Here is a 21,755-nt window from a genome sequence, read left to right as displayed (position 1 = left end):
TTCTCCCGCAACGCAAATAAGGCTGTGGGCAGTTTACCGATCTTCCCCATAAAACCTAGCGTGCAAACCAACGTCCGTTGTCACAGCTGGCGCGTCCTTCCATCTCCAGCTCGGTCAACGCCGCCAGCACTTTGGGCAAGCCCCAGCCGCTGGCGTCGGCCAACGCCTCGCTGCTCAACGGCGCGGCATGCAGCAGGCGCAGCAGCGGATGGGTCACCGGCTCAGGCATCGCGGCCAGCGGCAACCGCTGCCAACCGCGCAGCGCTTCGAGGATGTGCTCGACGGTTTCCACCAGCGCCGCACCGTCGCGGATCAGCTGATGGCAGCCTCGGGCCCCGGGGTGATGGATCGATCCAGGAATCGCATAAACCTCGCGGCCCTGCTCCGCCGCCAGGCGAGCGGTGATCAGCGAGCCGCTGGCGACACTGGCTTCTACCACCAGCACCCCCAGGGACAAGCCGCTGATGATCCGGTTGCGTCGCGGAAAATTGCTGGCGTGGGGCGGCGCGTCCAACGGGAACTCCGACAGCACCGCGCTGCCTTGGGCAATCATCGCGTCCGCCAGCCGACGATTGCGCTGTGGATAAAAATTTTCCAGGCCAGTGCCCAACACACCGACGGTACGTCCGCCAACATCCAGCGCGGCCTGATGGGCCGCCGCATCGATGCCCAAGGCCAGGCCGCTGGTGATGACAAAACCGGCCCCGGCCAGGCTGCGGGAAAACGCCGCCGCGGTGTCCATGCCTGGCCGCGATGCCCGTCGACTGCCGACCATCGCCAGCTGGGGTTTTTCCAGGATCGAGGCGGCGCCGGCGACAAACAGCAGCGGCGGCGCGTCGCTGATTTGCGCCAGCAGCGCCGGGTAGTCGGGTTGGTCCCACATCAATAAATGCTGGCCCGCACGCTCTAGCCAGGCCAATGCATGGGCGGCCCCGTCACGCACATCCGGGTTGCGCCGGGCCTCGGCGCAGACCAGCGGCAAGCCCAATGCACGCCAGGCACTGGCCGGTGCACTGATGGCTTTGGAGGCCGAGCCGAAGGCCTCCATCAGGGTCATGAAACGCTTGGGACCGAGTTCCGGCAAGCGGTGAAGGCGTAGCCGGGCCTCCAGTTCCGCAGGGGAAACCGGAGCAGATTCAGGTAATGACATGCGATCATCCTTGACCGTTATGAGCCCCGTAAAAACGGGAACAAGCTGTGGATAACTCTGTTGGTAACTTGTGAGACCCGTTATGGATTACGGACCTTATCGAGCACCGACAGCGAGCGTGAGGCGTACAGCACCAGGCCGTAGCTGAGTTTGTCGTAAGTGCGGAATACCATCAGCAGGCCGGCCCGTTCATCGGGGATTTTCACCGGCGCGCCGGTGATGCGGTCGCGTACGGTTTCACCGGTCTTCATCACCGCCAGCACGTTGCCTTCGATCAGGCCATCACGGCGGCCCTTGTTCAGGGTGACCACGTCCAGCGCGCCGATCTGGGTCACGCCCCGGGGCACGTCGAGGATCAAGCCGTTGATGTCCGATTTCGGCGCGCTGGGCATGAAGGTCGAGTTGATCGAACGCTCTTCGCCGCTGAACAGGCGATCACCCAGGCGCACTTCCTGAGTGGTGCGTTGCAGGACCAGGGTGGTGACATCTCCCTCGGTGGCGACCACTTCGCCGCCACCAATGTCGTCGGCGTTGATGCCCAAAAACTCCTTGGTTTCGGGGTCGGTGTAGACCTTGCCTTGACGGAAGATGCCATAGGCCGACTGATTCGAGTCGAATGCGCCACGGGCAAAGACCCGATCCCCCATGCCGCTGAGCACCCGCTCGGCATTGCCGGCGACGACGTAGGGCGCTTTGTCGAAATCCTCAGGCGTGTCGACGATGCGGTTGCTCAGCAGGAAACTGTTGATGGCTTGCAGCGGAATGCTCGGGATGGCATCGGCCACCGGCGAACTGCGAATGCGCGGCGACAGCTTGATGGTGCCGCGCGAGGCGCCGCGATTGAGGGTCAGGCGCGGTTGGCCGTTGACGTAGACCAGCGACAGGGTGTCGCCCGGATAGATCAGGTGGGGGTTTTCGATCTGCGGGTTGGCCTGCCAGAGCTCGGGCCATTTCCACGGCTCGCGCAGGTATTTGCCGGAAATGTCCCACAATGTGTCCCCCGTCATCACCGTGTATTGCTGGGGAAAACCTTCCCGAAGTTGCACTTGCCCGTGCGCGATACCGGCCGAGGCCAGGAGCAGCAGGGCGAGTAGTGATTTCCTCATGCGGTGAATCCCTTTATTATGTGCGTTCGCGTAAAACGCCAGAGCCCCCGTGGCTCGCTGCTTAAGGAGCTATTCTCCACAAGCGCATCGTTTTACAACGGTAGCCTGCATCCCAAGACACGCCAGGCCAGCCACCCGACTTTACCTCACACGTGCATTTATCAAGCTTATGGCCATTTTGAACATTCTCGAATTTCCGGACCCGCGCCTGCGCACTATCGCCAAACCGGTGGCCGTAGTGGACGACGAAGTGCGTCAGTTGGTCGACGACATGTTTGAAACAATGTATGAAGCGCCAGGCATCGGCCTCGCCGCGACCCAGGTCAACGTGCACAAGCGTATCGTCGTGATGGACCTATCCGAAGACCGCAGCGAGCCCCGGGTGTTCATCAACCCCGAGTTCGAAACCCTGACCGACGAGATGGACCAGTACCAGGAAGGCTGCCTTTCGGTGCCGGGCTTCTACGAAAACGTCGACCGTCCGCAGAAGGTCAAGATCAAGGCCCTGGACCGTGACGGCCAGCCTTATGAACTGATCGCCGAAGGCTTGCTGGCGGTGTGCATCCAGCACGAGTGCGACCACCTCAACGGCAAGCTGTTCGTGGATTACCTGTCTACCCTCAAGCGTGACCGGATCAAGAAAAAACTGGAAAAACTTCATCGCCAGAATGCTTGATGCCCCCCTTCAAAGGCTTGCCGCGGCAAGCCTTTTTCTTTTTGCGACTGCTTTGTAATTGAGAGCTACCCATGACTGAGCCCCTGCGCATCGTCTTTGCCGGCACTCCCGAATTTGCCGCCGAACACCTCAAGGCCCTGCTGGCCAGCCCCCACGACATCGTCGCGGTCTACACCCAGCCGGACCGGCCGGCCGGTCGCGGGCAAAAACTGATGCCCAGCCCAGTCAAGCAACTGGCCCAGGAGCATGGCATCGAGGTGTTGCAGCCACCGACCCTGCGCGACGCACAAGCCCAGGCCGAACTGGCGGCACTGAAGCCGGACTTGATGGTGGTGGTCGCCTACGGCCTGATCCTGCCCCAAGTGGTGCTGGACATCCCGCGCCTGGGTTGCATCAACAGTCACGCCTCGCTGCTGCCGCGCTGGCGCGGTGCCGCGCCGATCCAGCGCGCCGTGGAAGCCGGCGATGCCGAGAGCGGCGTCACGGTGATGCGCATGGAGGCCGGCCTGGACACCGGGCCGATGTTGCTCAAGGTCAGCACCCCCATCAGCGCCGAAGACACCGGTGGCAGCCTGCACGACCGCCTCGCCCTGATCGGCCCGCCCGCCGTGGTCCAGGCCATCGCTGGCCTGGCCGCAGGCACGCTGGAGGGCGACGTGCAGGACGACAGCCTCGCCACGTACGCGCACAAACTGAACAAGGACGAAGCCCGTATCGACTGGAGCCGCCCAGCCGTTGAGCTGGAACGCCTGGTGCGGGCCTTCAACCCTTGGCCGATCTGTCACAGCACCCTGAACGGCGAAGCCCTGAAAGTGCTGGCGGCCAATTACGCCGAAGGGAAGGGCGCACCGGGTGAAATCCTCGGCGCCAGCAAGGACGGCCTCGTCGTTGCCTGTGGTGAGCAGGCGTTGTGCCTGACGCGCCTGCAACTGCCGGGTGGCAAGGCGCTGAACTTCAGCGACCTGTTCAACAGCCGCCGTGAGAAATTTGCCGTCGGCACCCATCTCGGCCAAGCGACGGACGCCTCATGAACCCGCGTCTGGCCGCCGCCAAGGCACTTGCCGCGGTACTCAGCGGGAAAGCCTCGCTGAACAGTTCCCTGCCGACCCAACTGGACAAGGTGGAAGACCGTGATCGCGGTTTCACCCAGGACCTGGCGTTCGGCACCGCCCGTTGGCAGCCACGGCTGTCGGCCCTGGCGGCCAAGCTGTTGCAGAAGCCGTTCAAGGCCGCCGATGCCGACGTCGAGGCGCTGCTGCTGGTGGGGCTCTATCAACTGCTCTACACCCGCGTCCCCGCCCACGCCGCCATCGGCGAAACCGTGGGCTGCGCCGACAAGCTGAAAAAGCCCTGGGCCAAGGCCTTGCTCAATGCCGTGTTGCGCCGCGCCCAGCGGGAAAGCGAAACCCTGCTGGCCGAGCTGGAACACGACCCGGTGGTGCGCACCGCCCACCCGCGCTGGTTGCAGAAATCCCTCAAGGCGTTCTGGCCCGAGCAATGGGAAGCCATCTGCGCCGCCAACAATGCCCATCCGCCGATGATCCTGCGGGTCAATCGTCGCCACCATAGCCGCGATGCCTACTTGGCGTTGCTGGGCGAGGCGGGCATCCCAGCCATCCCGTGCCAGTACAGCCGCGACGGCATCGTCCTGGAAACCCCGGGCGATGTACGGGCACTGCCGGGCTTTGCCGAGGGCTGGATCAGCGTCCAGGACGAAGCTGCCCAACTGGCCGCCGACCTCCTGGAACTGGCGCCCGGTCAACGGGTGCTGGACGCCTGCTGCGCGCCGGGGGGCAAGACCTGTCACATCCTCGAGGCCGAGCCGAAGCTGGCCGGTGTGGTGGCGGTGGACCTGGAAGCCAAGCGCCTGGTGCGGGTCAAGGAAAACCTCGAACGCCTGGGCCTGGATGCCGAGCTGATCGCCGCCGATGGCCGCGACACCGCGACCTGGTGGGACGGCAAGCCCTTCCAGCGCATCCTTCTGGACGCGCCATGCTCGGCCACGGGCGTGATCCGCCGGCATCCAGACATCAAGCTCACCCGCCAGCCGGACGACATCGCCGCATTGGCCGTGCTGCAAGGTGAACTGCTCGATGCCCTGTGGTCGACCCTGGACGTGGGCGGCATGCTGCTATACGCCACCTGTTCGACCTTGCCGACCGAGAACACCGAGGTGATCGAGGCATTCCTCGCTCGCACCCCGGGTGCCCGGGAGCTGGACATCGCAACCCAGGCCGGCCTCAAGCAGCCCCATGGCCGTCAGTTGCTGGCCCAAGAAGGCGGGCACGATGGGTTCTATTACGCCAAGTTGATCAAGATTGCCGCCGCACGCGGTTAAACCGATTCGATAGGAGTGGCTGGATGAAAATCATCATCCTCGGTGCAGGGCAGGTCGGCGGTTCGCTGGCGGAACATTTGGCCAGCGAGGCCAACGACATCACCGTGGTCGACACCGACGGCGAACGCCTGCGCGACCTCGGCGACCGCCTCGACATCCGCACCGTGCAAGGTCGCGGCTCGTTGCCGACGGTGCTGCGCCAGGCCGGCGCCGACGACGCCGACATGCTCGTGGCCGTGACCAACAGCGATGAAACCAACATGGTCGCCTGTCAGGTCGCCCACACGTTGTTCCACACCCCGACCAAGATCGCCCGGGTGCGCGAAGCGGCCTACCTGACCCGCGCCGACCTGTTCGACAACGAAGCGATCCCGGTGGATGTGCTGATCAGCCCCGAGCAGGTGGTGACCAACTACATCAAGCGCCTGATCGAGCACCCCGGCGCTTTGCAAGTGATCGACTTTGCCGAAGGCAAGGCGCAACTGGTGGCGGTCAAGGCCTACTACGGCGGGCCGCTGGTGGGCCAGCAACTGCGCCAGTTGCGCGAGCACATGCCGAATGTGGAAACCCGCGTTGCGGCGATCTTCCGCCGTGACCGGCCGATCCTGCCCCAGGGCGACACGGTGATCGAAGCCGACGACGAGGTATTTTTCATCGCCGCCAAAGCGAATATTCGCGCGGTCATGAGCGAAATGCGTCGCCTGGATGAGAACTACAAGCGCATCGTCATCGCCGGTGGCGGGCAGATCGGCGAGCGCCTGGCCGAAGCCATCGAAAGCCGCTACCAGGTCAAGATCATCGAGATGAACCCGGCGCGCTGCCGCTACCTCTCCGACACCCTCGACAGCACCGTGGTGCTGCAGGGCAGTGCCTCGGACCGCGACCTGCTGCTGGAAGAGAACATCGCCGATGCCGACATCTTCCTGGCCCTGACCAACGACGACGAAGCCAACATCATGTCGTCGCTACTGGCCAAGCGCCTGGGGGCGAAGAAGGTCATGACCATCATCAACAACCCGGCCTACGTCGACCTGATCCAGGGCGGCGACATCGACATCGCCATCAGCCCGCAACTGGCAACCATCGGCACCCTGCTGGCCCACGTGCGCCGCGGCGACATCGTCAGCGTGCACTCCCTGCGCCGTGGCGCGGCCGAAGCCATCGAGGCGATTGCCCACGGCGATGCCAAGTCCAGCAAAGTGATCGGCAAAGCCATCCGCGACATCGGCCTGCCACCGGGCACGACCATCGGCGCGATCATCCGCGACGAAGAAGTGCTGATCGCCCACGACGACACCGCCATCCAGACCGGCGACCATGTGATCCTGTTCCTGGTGGACAAGAAGCACATTCGTGATGTGGAGAAGCTGTTCCATGTGGGGTTGAGTTTCTTCTGATCCACTGATCATTCCCACGCTCCGCGTGGGAATGCAGCCAGGGACGCTCTGCGTCCCCTCAAGAGCCGAACGCAGTCTGTTGGAGATCTGTGGGATATCTGTGGGGAGATCTGTGGGAGCAAGGCTTGCCCGCGATTGCGATCGACCTCCCAACTAATCAATCACTGACACAATTGATAAGGATGCCCCCCATGCTCGACTCCCTGGAAAAAATGCTCGCCAAAGGTGTGGACAACGCCCTGCTGCGCTTCGGCCTGGGCAAAGGCTACCTGGACCTAGGCGAATTCCCCCGCGCCGCCGAACACCTCCAACGCTGCGTCGAACTCGACCCCAAGTATTCAGCAGCATGGAAGCTACTGGGCAAGGCCCACCAAGGCCAAGGCAACCTACCGGCAGCCCGCCAAGCCTGGGAACAAGGCCTCGAAGCCGCCCGCGCCCACGGCGACAAACAAGCCGAAAAAGAAATGACCGTGTTCCTCAAAAAACTGGATCGCCACCCCTGAACGCCACGCACCTGTGGCGAGGGAGCTTGCTCCCGCTTGAGTGCGCAGCGCTCACAAAAAAGCCCACCACGCGCCGAATCCCAGCCCGCCAAGCAGCCAACACACAAACCTCTGTGGCGAGGGGATTTATCCCCGCTGGGCTGCGAAGCAGCCCCAAACAGCCAATACGCAACTTCGGCCAACCTAGCGTTATCTTGCGCAGTTGCCGGAGACCGGTTGCATCGATAGCAGAAGGTCGTCCAAGCACCTCCCTTCGTCTCGTAAAGTGGCAACCTGACTAAGCCGTGCCTATAGTCTTTGGCGCTAGATAGCTACCGGAGGCATGGACATGAGCCAGAGCATTTCACCCGCCGCTTCAACTGCGCAAAAAACAGGCATGGTCGCCACGACCTTATGGGGCTCGGACAAAATCGCGGGTATCACGGTCGATCCGGACGGTGCTATCTGGCTTGGCGCTTATAGCCGCCTGGGGCTGGGAGGCGAAGAGGATTCAGGCTTCACCGGCAGCCTGGTCCGGTTCAATGCCAACGGTAGCCTGGACCGCAACTTCAGCGGCGACGGTAAATCCCTTCTCTCGGTGTCGCTCGACATCGAGGACGGCGGTAATGCCGCCGTGCAGCCGGGCGGAGGCTACCTGGTGGCGCGCTACGTGAAAGTAGGCGACGCCTGGGTGTCGGGCATCAGTCGTAACTTGGCCGACGGCAGCCTCGACACGAGTTTCGGGAACGGCGGCACCGTGACAGTGCCTTTCTATTGGAATGAAGATCTAGGCCAGCAAGCGTCATTCTCCGTGCAACGCGACGGCAGTTTTTTCGCAAGCGCTGGGTATCCCTCTGGAGAGATCTACATCGCCCGCTTCGACGCGACGGGGGCCTTGGTTTCGTCTTTTGGAGAGGCTGGGGTCCTGCATCTGCCAGCATCTGTCGGCATTCACCCCAGCGGCACGCTCGACGTTTCGCTGCAGGGGGACGGGAAGGTATTGGTCACGGGGCAAGACACCCTGACCCGCCTCAACCCGGACGGTACGCTGGATAGCAGCTTTGCGAACGGGGGCAGCCTGGCCCTGGATGTCCATGCAGACGCCCTCGTCATCCAGAATGACGGCAAAATCCTGCTGGCGGGCGCCACGGGCGGCGTGGCGAGCGTCATCCGACTCAATGCCGACGGCTCACTCGACACCGGTTTCGGTGAACAGGGTCGGGTAAGTTGGGGTTCGGAAAGCGCTCCTTTCGCAGTCGCCGACATGATCGTGCTGGCCGACGGCAGACTATTGATTGGTGGAAGCCAAGGTACGCGCGCGGACGGCTACCTGGCCGCCTTGGTCCAGTTGAACCCCGACGGCAGCCTGGACCACAGCTTTGGCAATCCCGACGACGGCTATTACCACCTTGACGGTGGCCACGACGATGACTTCTTGCTCGGGACGGCCTCGTTCGACGATGCGATCTTTGGCGGGGCCGGAAACGACCTGCTCGATGGCCAGCAAGGGCGTGACCTGCTGACGGGCGATGCCGGGGCCGACACGTTCCGTTACCAGTCAGTCACAGACAGCTACCGCACCGCAACCGCGGCCCATAGCGACCGCATCACCGACTTCGACCCCAGCACCGATACCCTCGACCTCTCCTCCCTGGGCTTCCTCGGGCTGGGCAATGGCCATGACGGAACGCTGGCGATACGCGTCAATGAAAGCGGGACGCGGACCTACCTCAAAAGCTTCGAGGCTAACGCGGATGGGGAACGCTTCGAATTGGTCTTCGACGGTAACTTGGGCCAAACGCTGAATGAAACCAACCTCGTGTTTCAGCAAGCCAGGTTGATGGGCACCGAAGGGGCCGATCGTTTACAAGGCAACGCTCGAAGCGAAATCATCGAGGGGTTCGCGGGCGATGATCGCCTTTATGGCGCGCTAGGGAATGATGTGTTGGTTGGCGGAGAGGGTCGGGACCTGTTGGTGGGTGGCGGTAACAACGATGTGTTCCGCTTCGACGGACTGAGCGACAGCTACCGTACTGCCACCGAAAACCATACGGACCGCCTGATGGACTATACCGCGGGTGAAGACACGATCGACTTGTCGGCCTTGGGCTTTACCCGGCTGGGGGATGGTTACGACGGCACGTTGGATGTGGTTCTCAATGAGGCCAAGAACCTGACTTATTTGAAGAGTTATGAAGCTGACGCCTCTGGGGCTCGATTTGAGTTGAGCCTGGTGGGGGATCACTCCGGTTACGGTAACTTGAACATCATCTTCGCCGAGCCTTTGGAAGAGGAGGCTATTCGGTTGGTCGGAGTGGCTGACGACGTCTGGGTGTAGAGCGCAAACGGCAGCACGCCAGCCTGAGAACAAGGCCTGGAAGCTGCCCGAGCCCACGGCGGCAAGCAGGCCTATTCTTCAAAAATTGGATCGCCATCCCTGAATTCACACAAACCGCTTTTTGTGGCGAGGGAGCTTGCTCCCGCTTGAGTGCGAAGCACTCACAAAAAAGCTCACCGCGTTTTTAATACCAGCCCGCCAATCAGCCAACACACAAAACCCTTGTGGCGAGGGGATTTATCCCCGCCGGGCTGCGCAGCAGCCCGAAACAGCCAATGCGGTTTGTCTGACATACCGAAAACCAAAAGATTTTTTGCTTTCGGCCACAGGCGGACGTTGGCCCAAACCATCGCTCTGTCAAAATCAGACTGAAAACACTTATTAGGCCGGAGCCGCTTCAGATAAAAAAACTTACATTACACAATTCATTTAGCAGGCGCTATCTAACTTTTGAAGCAATATCCAAGGATTCATCAAATACTTTTTCCATTTCTTCCCATTGTAAATCTAGATGTTCTTGAATGATCTCGATCTGTTCTGTAAGTCCTAGATCCATACGAATTGCGGTCATCAGAGGTATCTGCTGTTCACCGATAATTTTTAACTCAAACATCACTAACTTAACATACTCGACATGATGTAGATGAAGCTTTTCCCATGCAGCGGCACGTTGATCGGAATACTTGTTGACTTGCGAGCTACTAAAGTTATACGCATTATTCAGCGCGGTCATTTGAATTTGATCAGGTTGACCAGACTCAATAAGAAGACGTTGCTTTTCCAGTATCCTATTGACTTCTGTAGTCGCAACCTCATAGGCGCGATCGCTTATGTTTATTTCAATTTTAATATCGTTAAGCGGTCCAAGTTTTGATAGTAATCGCATAGTTAACATCCCGTAAGACGCCACCAGCTTGCTAGCAAGAATCGATGTTTTGGGTTCTGCTATTAGCTGCAATTTTGATGCTGCAGCATAAAAATCTTGTAGATCATTTGTTGGGTTGGAATTAACAAAATCTGCTTGTGCAAGAGCAGCCAGTTTTGCGTTAACGCGATTAAGCTCTTCAATCGCTTTTAGATATACATCTCTACGAAGAACAGATATACGCTCCTTAGCCTTTTCTTTAGCATCATGCTTAAGCTGGATTTTTAAGCGTTTAGTATTGCTCCCATTTGAAAGCATCACACCTAGGAAGGTCAATAAGGATGCAATAATTCCCGACCAAACTACATCAGGAACCGATCCTAGAAAATCAAAAAAAACACCTAGTGCAGCATCCATTCCTTTCACCCGTACAAATATAAGTTTTTAACAACGTGTTGGAAATAAATCTGTCTTATTTCTGGTCCTTTTATGCTTATTCTGAGGCTCACGGGGCTGATATTTTTGGATACCCTGGTATTCCGAAGCTTTTTATCAAGTTACGACGGTCACCCATAAATGTCGATATTTGTTTTAAATACTGTCCTAGGCGTCGTGATTCATCGTCGTAGCCCGGCCAAAAAAATGGCACGTTTTTATTGGTTAGACTCTCAATAAAAGTGATGTGGGTTAGCGCGAGGAAGACCCTGTAAAAATTCGTAGCTCGATTGAAGTTATTTCCGAGCATGTGAAGTATCACATGCCTATTGAAACCTTCGTCGTGCGAATCAGAAGGTTTGTAGAGAACATTTTTGAAGAAGAGTCTAAAAGAATTTATGACGTCGGACTGAGGACATATATGTGTGTAGAAATCCACCTCAATGCAGTCGATACCATACATCCCAGGGTGCCAGTCATAATCGCTAACACGGCTAGCCCCCCAGTTCTTCAGAATTGCTCGAAGTCTTTTTTCAAAGACAGCACCCGCTACATTACCCTTATCCTTATCCTTATCCTCATTCAGCATTAAGTTTTGTATATTGCGCAAGCCGCCTTCAAATACAGGAACAAGAGACATTATTGCTACATGATCAAGCCCCATATAGAAAGACTCAATAGCCTCAAAGATTATTAACCTATAGTCTTTAAGCGCCTCGCTTTTTGAAAAATAATTCAAAAAATACGCAGACACCAAATCAATTTCGAATATGTCGTAAAGCCATTTTTCTACAGCGGCACCGGGATCATTCGAGGTTGTGGCTTTATGGAGTCTTGTCGTCATATCTCCCTGCCCTAAATACAGTGGCACCGGAATTCCATAAGGAAGCATAAGGGACTGAATATTTGTTACCCTTCCCCAATTGTTATTGTAGTAATCGATAGGCTGCTCAAGTAAAAGATAAACGCCCTTATCGCTAGCTATCTTGAATCCCGGTTTTCCTACGTCAACCTCTTCGACAACCACTGAGATACCTTCGCGGCGTTGGAATGTATCAATAATGATCGAAGCACTCAAGATAGGTGTTTTGTATAATTTCTTCAGAGTTTTCAAATGACCCATGCCATCTACCTTCGAGATATTATAGGCTCGGCAGCGAGACTACGCCCCCTCGTGGCCGGGTTTCGCCTTTCACCTAGGGCCACAACTTGTGAACCCATAGCCAGTGAAAAGGAGACAGATTTATTTGCTGGAAAATAAATCTGTCCCCTCTGTGCGCCCTCTGTGTTCGCCAAGGTTTTTTGCGTTTTTCGTGAGTAAGGTCAGGGCACTACCTTGGGGCTGGCGTACTAGTCCCGTCCCGCACCTGCATCAGTGCAAATCCCAGCAGATTCAAGCCTTTCCACAGAGTCGGATTGTTCGCATCTGCGTTGTCCTGTGCGAGCCCTATACCCCAGATGTTATCAACCGGGCTGGCTTCGACAATAACGCGCGAACCGGTTTGTAGAAGATATTCGTTCAACTGCGGATTCTGAGAGAACTTGGCCTGGTTCGCTCGAACGACAATGTCGTATCGGTGTTGCAGCCAAACCTTATCATTGAATCCGCGCACGTTGCGGCCAAGTGCTTTGGCGGCATTAGGAGTAGGGGCTTGGAGCACCTGCGCACGAATTTCCTGATCGTCGAACAAGGCCGCTTTCTCGGCCATCATGAAGTGTTCGGCCGTCGGGTAATGTTGCCCCTCGACAATGAACCCAGCCTCGAACCATTGGCTGAAGCACGACGCCGTGACGACAGTTTTGCTGCGCTGGTGCCCCCAGAAAAACGTAAAGCTCAGATGTTCTCCAGAGTTGAAACGTGCGCACAGTTCTTTCAGATGTTCAGAGTCGTTCAATGAGATTTCCTCGCTAACTGAAGATCGAAGTTACAGCTACTGTGCTGACCAAGGCAACCACGAAGCTTGGTACGTCGAACGTCCACAGATTGATGCATACGCGCAACTCTTCGTAAACAAAACCCGACGCAAAACGTCGGGTTTTTTCGTTGAGGAATTAAATCCTACTGCCGTGGCTCCACGTTATCCAACACCCGATTCGCCAGCAACGAACTCAGCTCAATCAACTGCTGAATCCCCTGCGCCACATGACGCCTCGATCCTTCCAGATCAAACGCCAGATCACTCACCATGGCATCAGCCGAAGCCAGGGTTTCGCTGAGGTTGGCGAGCAGGCATTCGTTATCGAGGCCTTTCACGACGGTGTATAGCTGCCCTGGTTTGGGGTCGTCTTGGGATTTATCCGGTTTCGGTAGCAAGTAGTGATCGAGCACGCGTTTGGTGGTTTCGTCTTGCTGTTTGGCTTTGGATTTTGCGGATGTAGAGGTGGAATCTGCTTTTGGCGGATTCGGAGTTGTTTTGAACATTGACGTAATCTCTCAATTAGGCCGCAACCCTCTCGCTACTAAACGAAAGGGTGGCGGCTGTGCGCAAGTTAGTAGACCGGTGATTACGTCAAACCCGGCGCACCCGAAGGTGCCATGCGCACAGCCACCATCGAGAACAGGCAACGCCTGACTGATGAGACTCGTGCACCGAGACGTAAACCGGGCTACTAAACCCGACCACTGATGGGCAGTGGCAGGAAGACAATAGAACCCAGGGACAAGGCGCACAAGCGGGCGGATTCTGGCGTAGTTGTAGGCAAAGGCGCAAGGATGCGTAGCTTGATAGCGGGGTGTAGGTGGGGGCTGTAGGAGGGAGGTTTTTGGTGATGCGGGTGGGGTGTTCGGCTCTGGACCTGAGGCGATTTCATCGCGAGCAAGCTCGCTCCCACAGGGGATTGGGGTTGTTGCAGATACTATGTTCACATCTGTGTGGGAGGGAGCTGTCGGGGCTGACTAAACCGCTTTCCAAATCTTTTATGGCAACGTGCCATTTCTTATAGATAATCTATCTGCGAATCATTAGCATTACCTGCATTGGCTTCCCGTTTCCCCGCAGGTACTCATCCCATGCTATTTCCATCTCGCCTTACATTGCTGGCTGCGTGCTGCTCAGTCAGTTTTCTTGCCCAGGCGGCAGCCCCTATTGAATTGGGAGCGACCGACGTTACTGCCAGTGCGACCAATTCCAACACGCTACCCCCGCCCTATGCGGGAGGCCAGGTGGCGAGGGGAGGCCAGATGGGGGTGCTGGGAAATCAGGACAACATGGATGTCCCGTTCGTGATGACGAGTTACACCTCGCAGTTGATTGAAGATCAACAAGCTGAAGATGTGGGTGATGTGCTGCTCAATGATCCGTCGGTGCGCCAAGCCTATGGGTTTGGTAATCAATCCCAAGTGTTCGTGATCCGAGGCTTGCCACTTAACAGCGACGACATTTCCTACAATGGGCTGTATGGCGTTTTACCGCGTCAAATTCTGTCGACGGATGCTATCGAGCGTGTCGAGGTGTTCAAAGGCCCCAACGCGTTTATCAACGGTGTCAGTCCGACGGGCTCGGGTCTTGGGGGCGGCGTCAACTTGCAGCCCAAACGCGCAGAAGATGTCCCGACTCGTCGTTATACCCAGGACATCAGCACCGATGGCCGCATTGGCGAGCATTTGGATATCGGGCAGCGATTTGGCGAGGATAACCGCTTTGGCGCCAGGTTGAATCTGAGCCAGCGGGAAGGTGAAACAGCGATCGACAACCAGGACCAGCGCACAAAGTTGTTCGTTGCGGGCCTGGACTATCAAGGGGATAACTTCCGCGTTTCCACCGATTTCGGGTATCAGAAACAGCGTATCAATGGGCTGCGTAATTCTGTGAACGTCGGCAGCGCCACCCGGATTCCCACTGCTCCGCACGCCAGCCACAATTATGGACAGGACTGGACTTACGCCGAAACTGAAGACACTTTCGGCATGGTTCGTGGCGATTGGGATCTGAACGAAAACTGGACCGCCTACCTGGCTGGTGGTGTAAAGCACACCCGAGAAACTGGGGTGTACGCCACACCGACACTGGTCGGCAATAACGGCGTGGCTACGATCGGTGGTTCGGAAATTCCTCACAATGAAGACAACACATCGTTCAGTGGCGGGTTGAACGGGCGCTTCAACACGGGCCCTGTTTCTCACCAGGTTGCGATCGGCGGCTCAACGATCTGGACCGAGCAGGAAAACGCCTACACGTTCTATCGTTCCGTGACCGGGAACAGCAATATCTACGACACCCCCAAGCTTCCTAAACCGACTACGGTGTCCAGCACTGGCGGCAAAATGGGCGATCCCGGGGTGACCGGCAAAACCCGCAACCGTAGTCTGGCGATTTCCGACACGCTGGGCTTGTTCGATGACAAATTGCTGGTCACTTATGGTGTCCGTCGTCAGCAGTTGCGTGTCGAAAACTATAAGTACGATGGCACTACTTCAAACGGTGGAGCCAATCCAGCAAACGATGGCAGTCGTAGCGCGCTCTACGATGAAGCCATTACCACGCCTGTTTATGGCATCGTCTACAAGCCTGTGGAGAGCGTGTCGCTCTACGCCAACCGAATCGAAGGCCTTGCAAAAGGGCCGGTGGCGTCCGGTTCCGGTATCACGAACCTGGGTGAAGCCTTTCCCCCTGGCCGCACAAAGCAGTTGGAAGCGGGTATCAAGTTGGACCTGCAAACCTTCGGTGCCAACCTGGGTGTTTTCCGTATCGAGAAACCTTCCGATGGATACGTCGACAACGCGCAGAGGCTCTATGTGCGTGATGGCGAGCAGGTCAACAAGGGGCTGGAGCTCAGCGTTTTCGGCGAGCCCATCGAAGGCCTCCGGTTGATGGCCGGCGGTACCCGCATGACGTCTGAGCTGAAAAAAACCGCTGGCGGTCTCAACGATGGCAATCACGCCATTGGCGTGCCAACGTTTCAGCTCAATGCCAGCGTAGATTGGGATGTTCCGGGTATCGAAGGGGCCGCGCTCAGCGCAAGGATGTTGCGCACTGGCGGGCAGTACGCTGATCAGGCTAACAACCTGAGCTTGCCTACCTGGAACCGTTTCGACGCGGGCGCACGTTACAAGATGAAATTCGTGGAGAAAGACCTGACGTTGCGCGTCAACGTGGAAAACATTACCGATAAGAACTACTGGGCGTCGGCAAACGGCGGCTACCTCTCGCAGGGTGACCCGCGCTTGGTGAAGTTCTCGGGGACTATCGATTTTTGAGTAAAAAGGGGATTTGAAAAGGGGAGAGCGTTGGCGAGTGCCCCAAGCTCTGAATGCTAGGCTTGGTCTCTGAGATATCTTGTGGCGTATGGCTGCTTTGGGTGTCTAAGCGCCATGGTTGCTTCTGGCCGAGATATAGCGCCAACCCCCGCCGGGTTTTCCCACGTTTCGTTAGCGAGCCTCCAAGCCCTTGTGTATGCGCATTGTAGTGCTGGCCCTGGTCCTCATGCTGTTCGGCTGCGCTACCGCGTCGGACCGGCCGAGGGGCGAGGGTGGCGATTGGCGGTCCTTCTATGTAGTGAATCATGGCCTGCATACCGGGTTGGTCATTGCGCGCCCCGATCTACTTCAGGTGCTTCCCGCATTGGCCGAAGCGTTCAGCGACGGCGACTTCGTTGAGCTCGGTTGGGGCGACGAGGATTTTTATCGAGCCCCACAGGCCACCTTGAGCCTCGCCTTGGGAGCCTTGTTCGGGTCGACGGCAACCGTGCTGCATGCGGTCAAGATTGACGGGGACCCCAGGCGGCGTTTCGCCACAAGCGAGGTCATCGAAGTGCGGGTGACGGAGGACAGCTACCAACGACTGCTCGCGTTCGTGGCCGGGACCTTCACCCGCTCAGCGACGGGCACCTTGGTGGTGCTCGGGCCAGGCCTGTATGGAGAGAGCCGGTTCTACCAGGCCGAGGGTCGCTATTCGCTGTTTTATACCTGCAATACCTGGGTCGCAGAGGCGCTGGCCGCGAGCAACTGTCCAATGTCGCCTGCAGCGGTGATTACGGCGGGGAACGTCATGTCGCAGTTGCGCCGGGCGACAGCGGTCGGTGCATCCTGCGTTGACTGAAAAGGGGACAGAATCATTTGCTGGAAATAAATCTGTCCCCTTTTCTCCTTTTCTCATTCACCTGTAATCGGACCGTCTCATAATCGTGATCTGTCCCCGTTTCCGCTATGCCCCAAAGAGCCATACCGTTTGACAAACCGACGCTCGTCGACCGCGTAACCTTGCTGCTGATAAAAAGTGTGAGCCTGTATTCGGTGGTCGCTGCTAGTCACTTCAGCCCGGACGCAAAGTTGCTCTAAAAAAAACGCATCCGCAGCAGAAACCAGCATTGCCCCAACTCCTTGTCCTCGGAAGTCATCATCAATGACAAGGGAGGTAATGCGTCCGAGCCTACCGGGCTGATGAAACAGCTCAAGCACATGCAAACTTATAACACCGATAATATTTTTACCTTCCTGTGCCAGCAGCACGGTATCGCGAGCGCTGAGTTCTAAAGCTTCAAGCTTATCTCGGACTAGCTTTGGCGAGGCTTGGTAGCCTAACTGGTTCAGAAGTTTGGACACCGATTCTGCATCGGTGAGTAAGGCTTTTCGAACTTTCATATTATTCTCAACTGGATTCGTCTGCCTCCATGGAAAACCAAAACCTGACGCAACACGTCAGGTTTTTCGTTGGAGAATAAATACTATTGCCGCGGCTCCACGTTATCCAACACTCGATTCGCCAGCAACGAACTCAGCTCAATCAACTGATGAATACCCTGTGCCACATGACGCCTCGATAGAGCAAGCCCGCTCCCACAGGGGGCTGCGTTGGGCTGGATATTCGGTTCGACACAAACCCCTGTGGCGAGGGAGCTTGCTCCCGCTGGCCTGCGCAGCAGGCCCCTGCATTTCTTCAGGCAAACCGCATCGTCCGGTTTTGCGACTGCTGCGCAGCCGAGCGGGAGCAAGCTCCCTCGCCATGGGGGTGTCTGGGCGGGCGTCATCGCGAGCAAGCTCGCTCCCACAGGGGATCGGGGTGTTGCAGATACTGTATTCCGCAGGGGGCTCGCCTTGGCCTTATTTACGCTTGAGCATCTCCGGCAACTGCGCCACCAACTTCTGATTATTCAACGGCGCCCGGATAAACCCACGCTGGGTACCGTCCGGCCCAATGACCGCGAGGTTACCGCTGTGATCAACCGTGTAGTTGGGCTTGCTGGTATCCGCCGGAATGAACGGAATGCTCACCGCATTCGCCAGTTTCTGCAGGTCTTCAACCGATGAAGCGGTCAGGCCTTTGAACTGCGGATCGAAGTAACCCAGGTACTGCTTGAGTTGCTTGGGTGTGTCGCGGTTCGGGTCGACGCTCACCAGCACGATCTGCAACTTATCCACAGCCTCGGGCGGCAGTTCGCTTTTGATCTGGCGCAGTTGGGCGAGGGTGGTCGGGCAGATGTCCGGGCAGAAGGTGTAGCCGAAGAACAGCAGGCTCCATTTGTCTTTCAAGCCGTCCATCGCTACGGGCTGGCCGTCCTGGTCGGTCATTTTCACGTCCGGCAGGTTGCGGCTTTGGGGCAGCAGGATGATGCCGGCATCGATCAGCGCGGTCGGGTCGCCCTGGCCTTTGCCGGACAGCACTTTGTTGATGGTCAGGCCGAGGATCAGCGCGATCACGGCCACGAGAATGAAGACGGTTTTCTGGGTTCGAGTCATAGGCTCAACAGTAAGTAATGATCTACAAGCAGGGCGATGAACAGCAGGAACAAGTACCAGATAGAGTACTTGAACGTGTTGATCGCCGCGTGCGGCCGACTGCCACGGTACAACACCACGGCCCATTGCAGGAACCTGGCACCGAGCACCAGCGCGCACACCAGGTAGAGCATCCCGCTCATGTGGATCACGAACGGCATCAGGCTCACCGCCAGCAGCACCAGGGTGTAGAGCAGGATATGGATCTTGGTGTAGTGCTCGCCGTGGGTCACCGGCAGCATGGGGATGTCGGCCTTGGCGTATTCCTCTTTGCGGTGAATCGCCAGCGCCCAGAAGTGTGGCGGGGTCCAGGCGAAGATGATCAGCACCAGCAGCAGCGGTTCGGCGCTGACATGACCGGTGGCCGCCACCCAGCCCAGCAGCGGTGGCGCCGCGCCGGCCAGGCCGCCGATGACGATGTTTTGCGGCGTTGCCCGTTTCAGGAAACCGGTGTAGACCACCGCATAGCCCAGCAACGAGGCCAGGGTCAGCCAGGCGGTCAGCGGGTTGGTGAAGGCCAGCAGCAGGGCTTGGCCGGCCACGGCCAGGGCCAGGGCGAAGGTCAGGGCGGCGGCCGGCGAGACCCTGCCCTCGGCCAACGGCCGCTTGTGGGTGCGGGCCATGACCGCGTCGATGCGGCGGTCCACCACATGGTTGACCGCCGCCGCGCCGCCGGCACACAGGGCGATGCCCAGGTTACCGAACACCAGGACCGTCCACGGCACGCCGGCACGGGTGGCGAGGAACATGCCGACCAGGGAGGTGATCAGCATCAGCACCACCACTTTCGGCTTGGTCAGCTCCAGATAGTCGCGCCAGATCGCCTGGTTGTGGCGTTCACCGGTCAAGGTTGCCATGGCATCTCTCCTTTTATTGTTATGGGGCTGACGCTGTGTTTATGCGGGTTGAACCGCCAGCGCAGCGGGACCTGATGCTTGACCCGGACCAGGCTGGTCCGGGCGTGATAGTTGACCAATACCAGGGTCAGCAGTAACGCGGCGCCCCCGGCGTTGTGGGCGACGGCCACCGGCAACGGCAGGTGGAACAGCACGTTGCTGATGCCCAAGGTGATCTGCGCCGCCAGGGCTGTCAGCACCAGCCCGGCCAGCCGGGTCATGCCGACGGTCTTCAATTGCCAGGCCAGCCCCAGCAGCACCACGGTCACCAGCAAGGCGCCGATGCGGTGGGTCAGGTGGATGGCGGTGCGGGCGTCGCTGTCCAGTTGCCCGCCCAGGTAGTTGGGGCCGATGTGCTGGGTCAGGTGGAAGCCGTTGGCAAAATCGGCCGGTGGCAGCCATTGGCCGTGGCAGGTGGGGAAGTCGATGCAGGCCACCGCCGCGTAATTGGAGCTGACCCAGCCGCCCAGGGCGATCTGGCCGATCACCAGCAGCAGCCCGGCCGTGGCCCAGTGTTGCAGGCGCTTGGGCACGGTCAGCGCCGGCAGCACGCCGGACAATCTCAAGGTCAGCAGGAACAGCAGGCTCAAGGTCGCGAACCCACCCAGCAAATGCCCGGTGACCACCTGCGGCCAGAGCTTGAGGGTCACGGTCCACATGCCGAATGCCGCTTGCGCGAAGACCACGGCCAGCAGGAACAGCGGCAGTTTCAACGGCAGGCCGGGGTGGCGACGGTTCATCCAGGCCCGGGCGGCCAGTACGGTAATCATTAGCCCCAGGGCGCCGGCGAAGTAGCGGTGGACCATTTCGTTCCAGCCTTTGTGGGCCTCCACCGGGGTGTCGGGGAAGTGCAGTTCGGCATGGGCCAGTTGGGCTTCGCTCTTGGGCACGCTGATGAACCCGTAGCAACCGGGCCAGTCCGGGCAACCGAGGCCGGCGTGGGTGAGCCGGGTGTAGGCGCCCAGCAGGACGACGATCAATGCCAGCAACGTGGCGAACAGCGCGAGGCGAAATCCAGGTTTGGCCATGTCGATGCCCTCATCCGATGTTCGACAGTTTCAGCAAGTGGCGCAGGTCGTTGAGCAAGTCCTTGCCCTTGACCCGGGCGTCGTAGCGCAGCACCAGGTTGCTGTGGGGGTCGATGATCCACAGTTGGGCGCCGCCGGAGCCCTGGGCGCCTTTCTGATAGGCCGGCAGGTCCAGTGGATAACGTTGCAGTTGTGGGTATTCGCGCTGCAGTTGGGCGTCGTACTCGGCATCGAGCGGTTGTGCGATCGCCAGGGCATGGCTGGCGCGGCCGGCTTCGCGGCCCAGGCCGATCTGCACCTGGCGGGCCAGGTACACCAGTTGCCGGCAATCCACCGAGCACTCCTGTGGCGCCGTGACCAGGATCTGCCAGCGCTGCTCATCGGCCTGCACGCCAATCTCGGCGCGGGTCTGGCCGTTGCCGATCAGCTCACCGTGGTAGCTGCGGCTGTCAGGCACCCAGAACTGGAACTTGTACATGCCGGTGGCCAGGATCATCGGGCCGATCACCCCGAGCACGATCAACAGCAATTGCACGCGGCCCTTGCGACGGTTGGGTGTCACGGGCGCCTCAGACGTGTTGGTTGGATTCATGGTGCTTCCCATGGTGTCTCCCTGCGTTGTGCCATCCGAGATAAAGGAACAGGCCGAACAGTGCCGCCGCCATGGCGAACCACTGCACGGCATAGCCGAGGTGTTTTTCCGGGCCCATGGCCACCACCGGCCAATCGGTCCGGTAGGCGCCAGGGCCGCTTTGTTGGCGTAATTCATAGTTGAAGCCGTTGCGGTCCAGTTCGGCCCAGAGCTTGTCCGGCTCGATGGCGGTGACCAGTCGCGGCCAGGGGGCGCTCGCCGGGTCGGCGTGGAGCTGGAACGTCGCGCCGGGGGCGACATAGACCCAGGCCTGGAGGCTTACGGGTTGTTCCGGTGTGTTGAAGACCGGCGGAGTGCGTCGGTCGGGCCAAGGCAGCCAGCCGCGATTGACCAGCAGCCAGAGCCCGGTGCGGTGGTCGAGGAACGGTTGCAGCAACTCGACGCCGACCTTGCCGTCGTGTTGGCGGTTGTCCAGCAGGAGGCTGTGCTCGGCGTCGAACTGGCCCTGCAGCGTGACCGGCCGAAACGCCGGGTCGGCGGTTTGCGCCAGCTCGGTGCTGTCCATCGGCGACGCCACGCGGCGCTCGGCGTAAGTGTCCATGAGTACACGCTTCTGTTCGCCCCGGCTCAATTGCCAGAACCCCAGGCACACCATCACCGGCACCAGCACGGCCACCACCAATGACGGCACGATGCCTGGCCGGAAACCTTTCATGGCGCCGTCCGAAAGCCATCGAA

At 58.9% G+C, this 21,755-nt stretch carries 20 protein-coding genes and 1 pseudogene; 8 read left to right on the top strand and 13 right to left on the bottom strand.

Features of this window, described 5'->3' with window-relative positions; genetic code table 11:
• Nucleotides 1-55: 55 nt before the first annotated feature.
• Both dprA and AC3A5O_RS23850 read right to left on the bottom strand, forming a co-directional pair.
• A complete protein-coding gene (dprA, locus tag AC3A5O_RS23855) occupies nt 56-1,150 on the bottom strand; it encodes a DNA-processing protein DprA (RefSeq protein ID WP_487753811.1) in 1,095 nt (364 codons plus the stop codon).
• An 80-nt stretch (nt 1,151-1,230) separates the two neighbouring features.
• On the bottom strand, nt 1,231-2,256 hold the full coding sequence (locus AC3A5O_RS23850) for a LysM peptidoglycan-binding domain-containing protein (RefSeq protein ID WP_122567740.1): 1,026 nt from the start codon (nt 2,254-2,256) through the stop codon (nt 1,231-1,233).
• Nucleotides 2,257-2,425: 169 nt separating this feature from the next.
• Between AC3A5O_RS23850 and def the strand changes: the two genes are divergently transcribed.
• From def to AC3A5O_RS23820, 6 genes are all read left to right on the top strand, one after another.
• Nucleotides 2,426-2,932, top strand: coding sequence for a peptide deformylase (def, locus tag AC3A5O_RS23845; protein WP_003196300.1), 507 nt, complete (start codon nt 2,426-2,428; stop codon nt 2,930-2,932).
• Between the two features lie 71 nt (nt 2,933-3,003).
• Nucleotides 3,004-3,963, top strand: coding sequence for a methionyl-tRNA formyltransferase (gene fmt, locus AC3A5O_RS23840; protein ID WP_487753810.1), 960 nt, complete (start codon nt 3,004-3,006; stop codon nt 3,961-3,963).
• Entirely contained in the window at nt 3,960-5,270 is a 1,311-nt protein-coding gene (gene rsmB / locus AC3A5O_RS23835; RefSeq protein WP_487753809.1) for a 16S rRNA (cytosine(967)-C(5))-methyltransferase RsmB, read from the top strand. Before fmt ends, rsmB begins: the two co-directional genes overlap by 4 nt.
• A gap of 23 nt (nt 5,271-5,293) precedes the next feature.
• Nucleotides 5,294-6,667, top strand: a complete 1,374-nt coding sequence (trkA, locus tag AC3A5O_RS23830; protein ID WP_487753808.1) for a Trk system potassium transporter TrkA — start codon at nt 5,294-5,296, stop codon at nt 6,665-6,667.
• Between the two features lie 191 nt (nt 6,668-6,858).
• Entirely contained in the window at nt 6,859-7,170 is a 312-nt protein-coding gene (locus AC3A5O_RS23825; RefSeq protein WP_487753807.1) for a tetratricopeptide repeat protein, read from the top strand.
• Nucleotides 7,171-7,498: 328 nt separating this feature from the next.
• Entirely contained in the window at nt 7,499-9,487 is a 1,989-nt protein-coding gene (locus tag AC3A5O_RS23820) for a M10 family metallopeptidase C-terminal domain-containing protein (RefSeq protein WP_487753806.1), read from the top strand.
• 439 nt (nt 9,488-9,926) lie between these two features.
• On the opposite strand, the gene AC3A5O_RS23815 is transcribed toward AC3A5O_RS23820, so the two are convergent.
• The 4 genes from AC3A5O_RS23815 to AC3A5O_RS23800 form a co-directional block, all read right to left on the bottom strand.
• Nucleotides 9,927-10,769: a hypothetical protein gene (locus tag AC3A5O_RS23815; protein WP_487753805.1), complete on the bottom strand. Its 843-nt coding sequence runs from the start codon at nt 10,767-10,769 to the stop codon at nt 9,927-9,929.
• An 88-nt stretch (nt 10,770-10,857) separates the two neighbouring features.
• Nucleotides 10,858-11,910 (bottom strand): hypothetical protein, encoded by a 1,053-nt coding sequence (locus tag AC3A5O_RS23810; RefSeq protein ID WP_487753804.1) that lies wholly within the window; start codon nt 11,908-11,910, stop codon nt 10,858-10,860.
• Nucleotides 11,911-12,118: 208 nt separating this feature from the next.
• A complete protein-coding gene (gene ybiA / locus AC3A5O_RS23805; RefSeq protein WP_487753803.1) occupies nt 12,119-12,682 on the bottom strand; it encodes a riboflavin biosynthesis intermediates N-glycosidase in 564 nt (187 codons plus the stop codon).
• A gap of 164 nt (nt 12,683-12,846) precedes the next feature.
• A complete protein-coding gene (locus AC3A5O_RS23800; protein ID WP_487753802.1) occupies nt 12,847-13,209 on the bottom strand; it encodes a DUF6124 family protein in 363 nt (120 codons plus the stop codon).
• 588 nt (nt 13,210-13,797) lie between these two features.
• On the opposite strand from AC3A5O_RS23800, the gene AC3A5O_RS23795 reads away from it, so the two are divergent.
• The gene (locus AC3A5O_RS23795) at nt 13,798-15,984 is read left to right on the top strand and encodes a TonB-dependent receptor (RefSeq protein ID WP_487753801.1); all 2,187 of its coding nucleotides are present in this window, start codon (nt 13,798-13,800) and stop codon (nt 15,982-15,984) included.
• Nucleotides 15,985-16,180: 196 nt separating this feature from the next.
• Nucleotides 16,181-16,825 carry a DUF2459 domain-containing protein gene (locus AC3A5O_RS23790; RefSeq protein ID WP_487753800.1) on the top strand — a complete coding sequence of 215 codons (645 nt, stop codon included), beginning with the start codon at nt 16,181-16,183 and terminating at the stop codon, nt 16,823-16,825.
• A 77-nt stretch (nt 16,826-16,902) separates the two neighbouring features.
• Here the strand turns inward: AC3A5O_RS23790 and AC3A5O_RS23785 are convergent, their stop codons facing one another.
• The 7 genes and pseudogenes from AC3A5O_RS23785 to AC3A5O_RS23755 all read right to left on the bottom strand — a co-directional run bounded on the left by AC3A5O_RS23785 (nt 16,903) and on the right by AC3A5O_RS23755 (nt 21,732).
• Nucleotides 16,903-17,367, bottom strand: coding sequence for a GNAT family N-acetyltransferase (locus tag AC3A5O_RS23785; protein WP_305482127.1), 465 nt, complete (start codon nt 17,365-17,367; stop codon nt 16,903-16,905).
• Nucleotides 17,368-17,450: 83 nt separating this feature from the next.
• Nucleotides 17,451-17,546: pseudogene (locus tag AC3A5O_RS23780) on the bottom strand (DUF6124 family protein); the annotation flags it as partial.
• A gap of 280 nt (nt 17,547-17,826) precedes the next feature.
• Nucleotides 17,827-18,462: an SCO family protein gene (locus AC3A5O_RS23775; RefSeq protein WP_109752904.1), complete on the bottom strand. Its 636-nt coding sequence runs from the start codon at nt 18,460-18,462 to the stop codon at nt 17,827-17,829.
• Complete coding sequence (gene cyoE / locus AC3A5O_RS23770) at nt 18,459-19,358, bottom strand: heme o synthase (protein WP_122567762.1); 900 nt, start codon at nt 19,356-19,358, stop codon at nt 18,459-18,461. The genes AC3A5O_RS23775 and cyoE overlap by 4 nt, the downstream gene beginning before the upstream one ends.
• The gene (locus AC3A5O_RS23765) at nt 19,346-20,425 is read right to left on the bottom strand and encodes a COX15/CtaA family protein (RefSeq protein ID WP_122567763.1); all 1,080 of its coding nucleotides are present in this window, start codon (nt 20,423-20,425) and stop codon (nt 19,346-19,348) included. The genes cyoE and AC3A5O_RS23765 overlap by 13 nt, the downstream gene beginning before the upstream one ends.
• Nucleotides 20,426-20,435: 10 nt before the next feature.
• Nucleotides 20,436-21,029, bottom strand: coding sequence for a hypothetical protein (locus AC3A5O_RS23760; protein WP_122567764.1), 594 nt, complete (start codon nt 21,027-21,029; stop codon nt 20,436-20,438).
• Nucleotides 20,995-21,732, bottom strand: a complete 738-nt coding sequence (locus tag AC3A5O_RS23755) for an SURF1 family protein (RefSeq protein ID WP_122567765.1) — start codon at nt 21,730-21,732, stop codon at nt 20,995-20,997. The genes AC3A5O_RS23760 and AC3A5O_RS23755 overlap by 35 nt, the downstream gene beginning before the upstream one ends.
• Between the last annotated feature and the right edge of the window lie 23 nt (nt 21,733-21,755).

This window comes from Pseudomonas sp. Soil_N_39 (assembly GCF_057655955.1).
Note: the sequence above shows the minus strand (reverse complement) of the source record. Positions and strands in the feature narration are given on the sequence as shown.

What these genes read in the sequence shown, in the direction of transcription:
- dprA (WP_487753811.1), bottom strand. Translation starts at nt 1,150, where the DNA reads ATGTCATTACCTGAATCTGCTCCGGTTTCCCCTGCGGAACTGGAGGCC.
- AC3A5O_RS23850 (WP_122567740.1), bottom strand. Translation starts at nt 2,256, where the DNA reads ATGAGGAAATCACTACTCGCCCTGCTGCTCCTGGCCTCGGCCGGTATC.
- def (WP_003196300.1), top strand. Translation starts at nt 2,426, where the DNA reads ATGGCCATTTTGAACATTCTCGAATTTCCGGACCCGCGCCTGCGCACT.
- fmt (WP_487753810.1), top strand. Translation starts at nt 3,004, where the DNA reads ATGACTGAGCCCCTGCGCATCGTCTTTGCCGGCACTCCCGAATTTGCC.
- rsmB (WP_487753809.1), top strand. Translation starts at nt 3,960, where the DNA reads ATGAACCCGCGTCTGGCCGCCGCCAAGGCACTTGCCGCGGTACTCAGC.
- trkA (WP_487753808.1), top strand. Translation starts at nt 5,294, where the DNA reads ATGAAAATCATCATCCTCGGTGCAGGGCAGGTCGGCGGTTCGCTGGCG.
- AC3A5O_RS23825 (WP_487753807.1), top strand. Translation starts at nt 6,859, where the DNA reads ATGCTCGACTCCCTGGAAAAAATGCTCGCCAAAGGTGTGGACAACGCC.
- AC3A5O_RS23820 (WP_487753806.1), top strand. Translation starts at nt 7,499, where the DNA reads ATGAGCCAGAGCATTTCACCCGCCGCTTCAACTGCGCAAAAAACAGGC.
- AC3A5O_RS23815 (WP_487753805.1), bottom strand. Translation starts at nt 10,769, where the DNA reads ATGGATGCTGCACTAGGTGTTTTTTTTGATTTTCTAGGATCGGTTCCT.
- AC3A5O_RS23810 (WP_487753804.1), bottom strand. Translation starts at nt 11,910, where the DNA reads ATGGGTCATTTGAAAACTCTGAAGAAATTATACAAAACACCTATCTTG.
- AC3A5O_RS23800 (WP_487753802.1), bottom strand. Translation starts at nt 13,209, where the DNA reads ATGTTCAAAACAACTCCGAATCCGCCAAAAGCAGATTCCACCTCTACA.
- AC3A5O_RS23795 (WP_487753801.1), top strand. Translation starts at nt 13,798, where the DNA reads ATGCTATTTCCATCTCGCCTTACATTGCTGGCTGCGTGCTGCTCAGTC.
- AC3A5O_RS23790 (WP_487753800.1), top strand. Translation starts at nt 16,181, where the DNA reads ATGCGCATTGTAGTGCTGGCCCTGGTCCTCATGCTGTTCGGCTGCGCT.
- AC3A5O_RS23785 (WP_305482127.1), bottom strand. Translation starts at nt 17,367, where the DNA reads ATGAAAGTTCGAAAAGCCTTACTCACCGATGCAGAATCGGTGTCCAAA.
- AC3A5O_RS23775 (WP_109752904.1), bottom strand. Translation starts at nt 18,462, where the DNA reads ATGACTCGAACCCAGAAAACCGTCTTCATTCTCGTGGCCGTGATCGCG.
- cyoE (WP_122567762.1), bottom strand. Translation starts at nt 19,358, where the DNA reads ATGGCAACCTTGACCGGTGAACGCCACAACCAGGCGATCTGGCGCGAC.
- AC3A5O_RS23765 (WP_122567763.1), bottom strand. Translation starts at nt 20,425, where the DNA reads ATGGCCAAACCTGGATTTCGCCTCGCGCTGTTCGCCACGTTGCTGGCA.
- AC3A5O_RS23760 (WP_122567764.1), bottom strand. Translation starts at nt 21,029, where the DNA reads ATGGGAAGCACCATGAATCCAACCAACACGTCTGAGGCGCCCGTGACA.
- AC3A5O_RS23755 (WP_122567765.1), bottom strand. Translation starts at nt 21,732, where the DNA reads ATGAAAGGTTTCCGGCCAGGCATCGTGCCGTCATTGGTGGTGGCCGTG.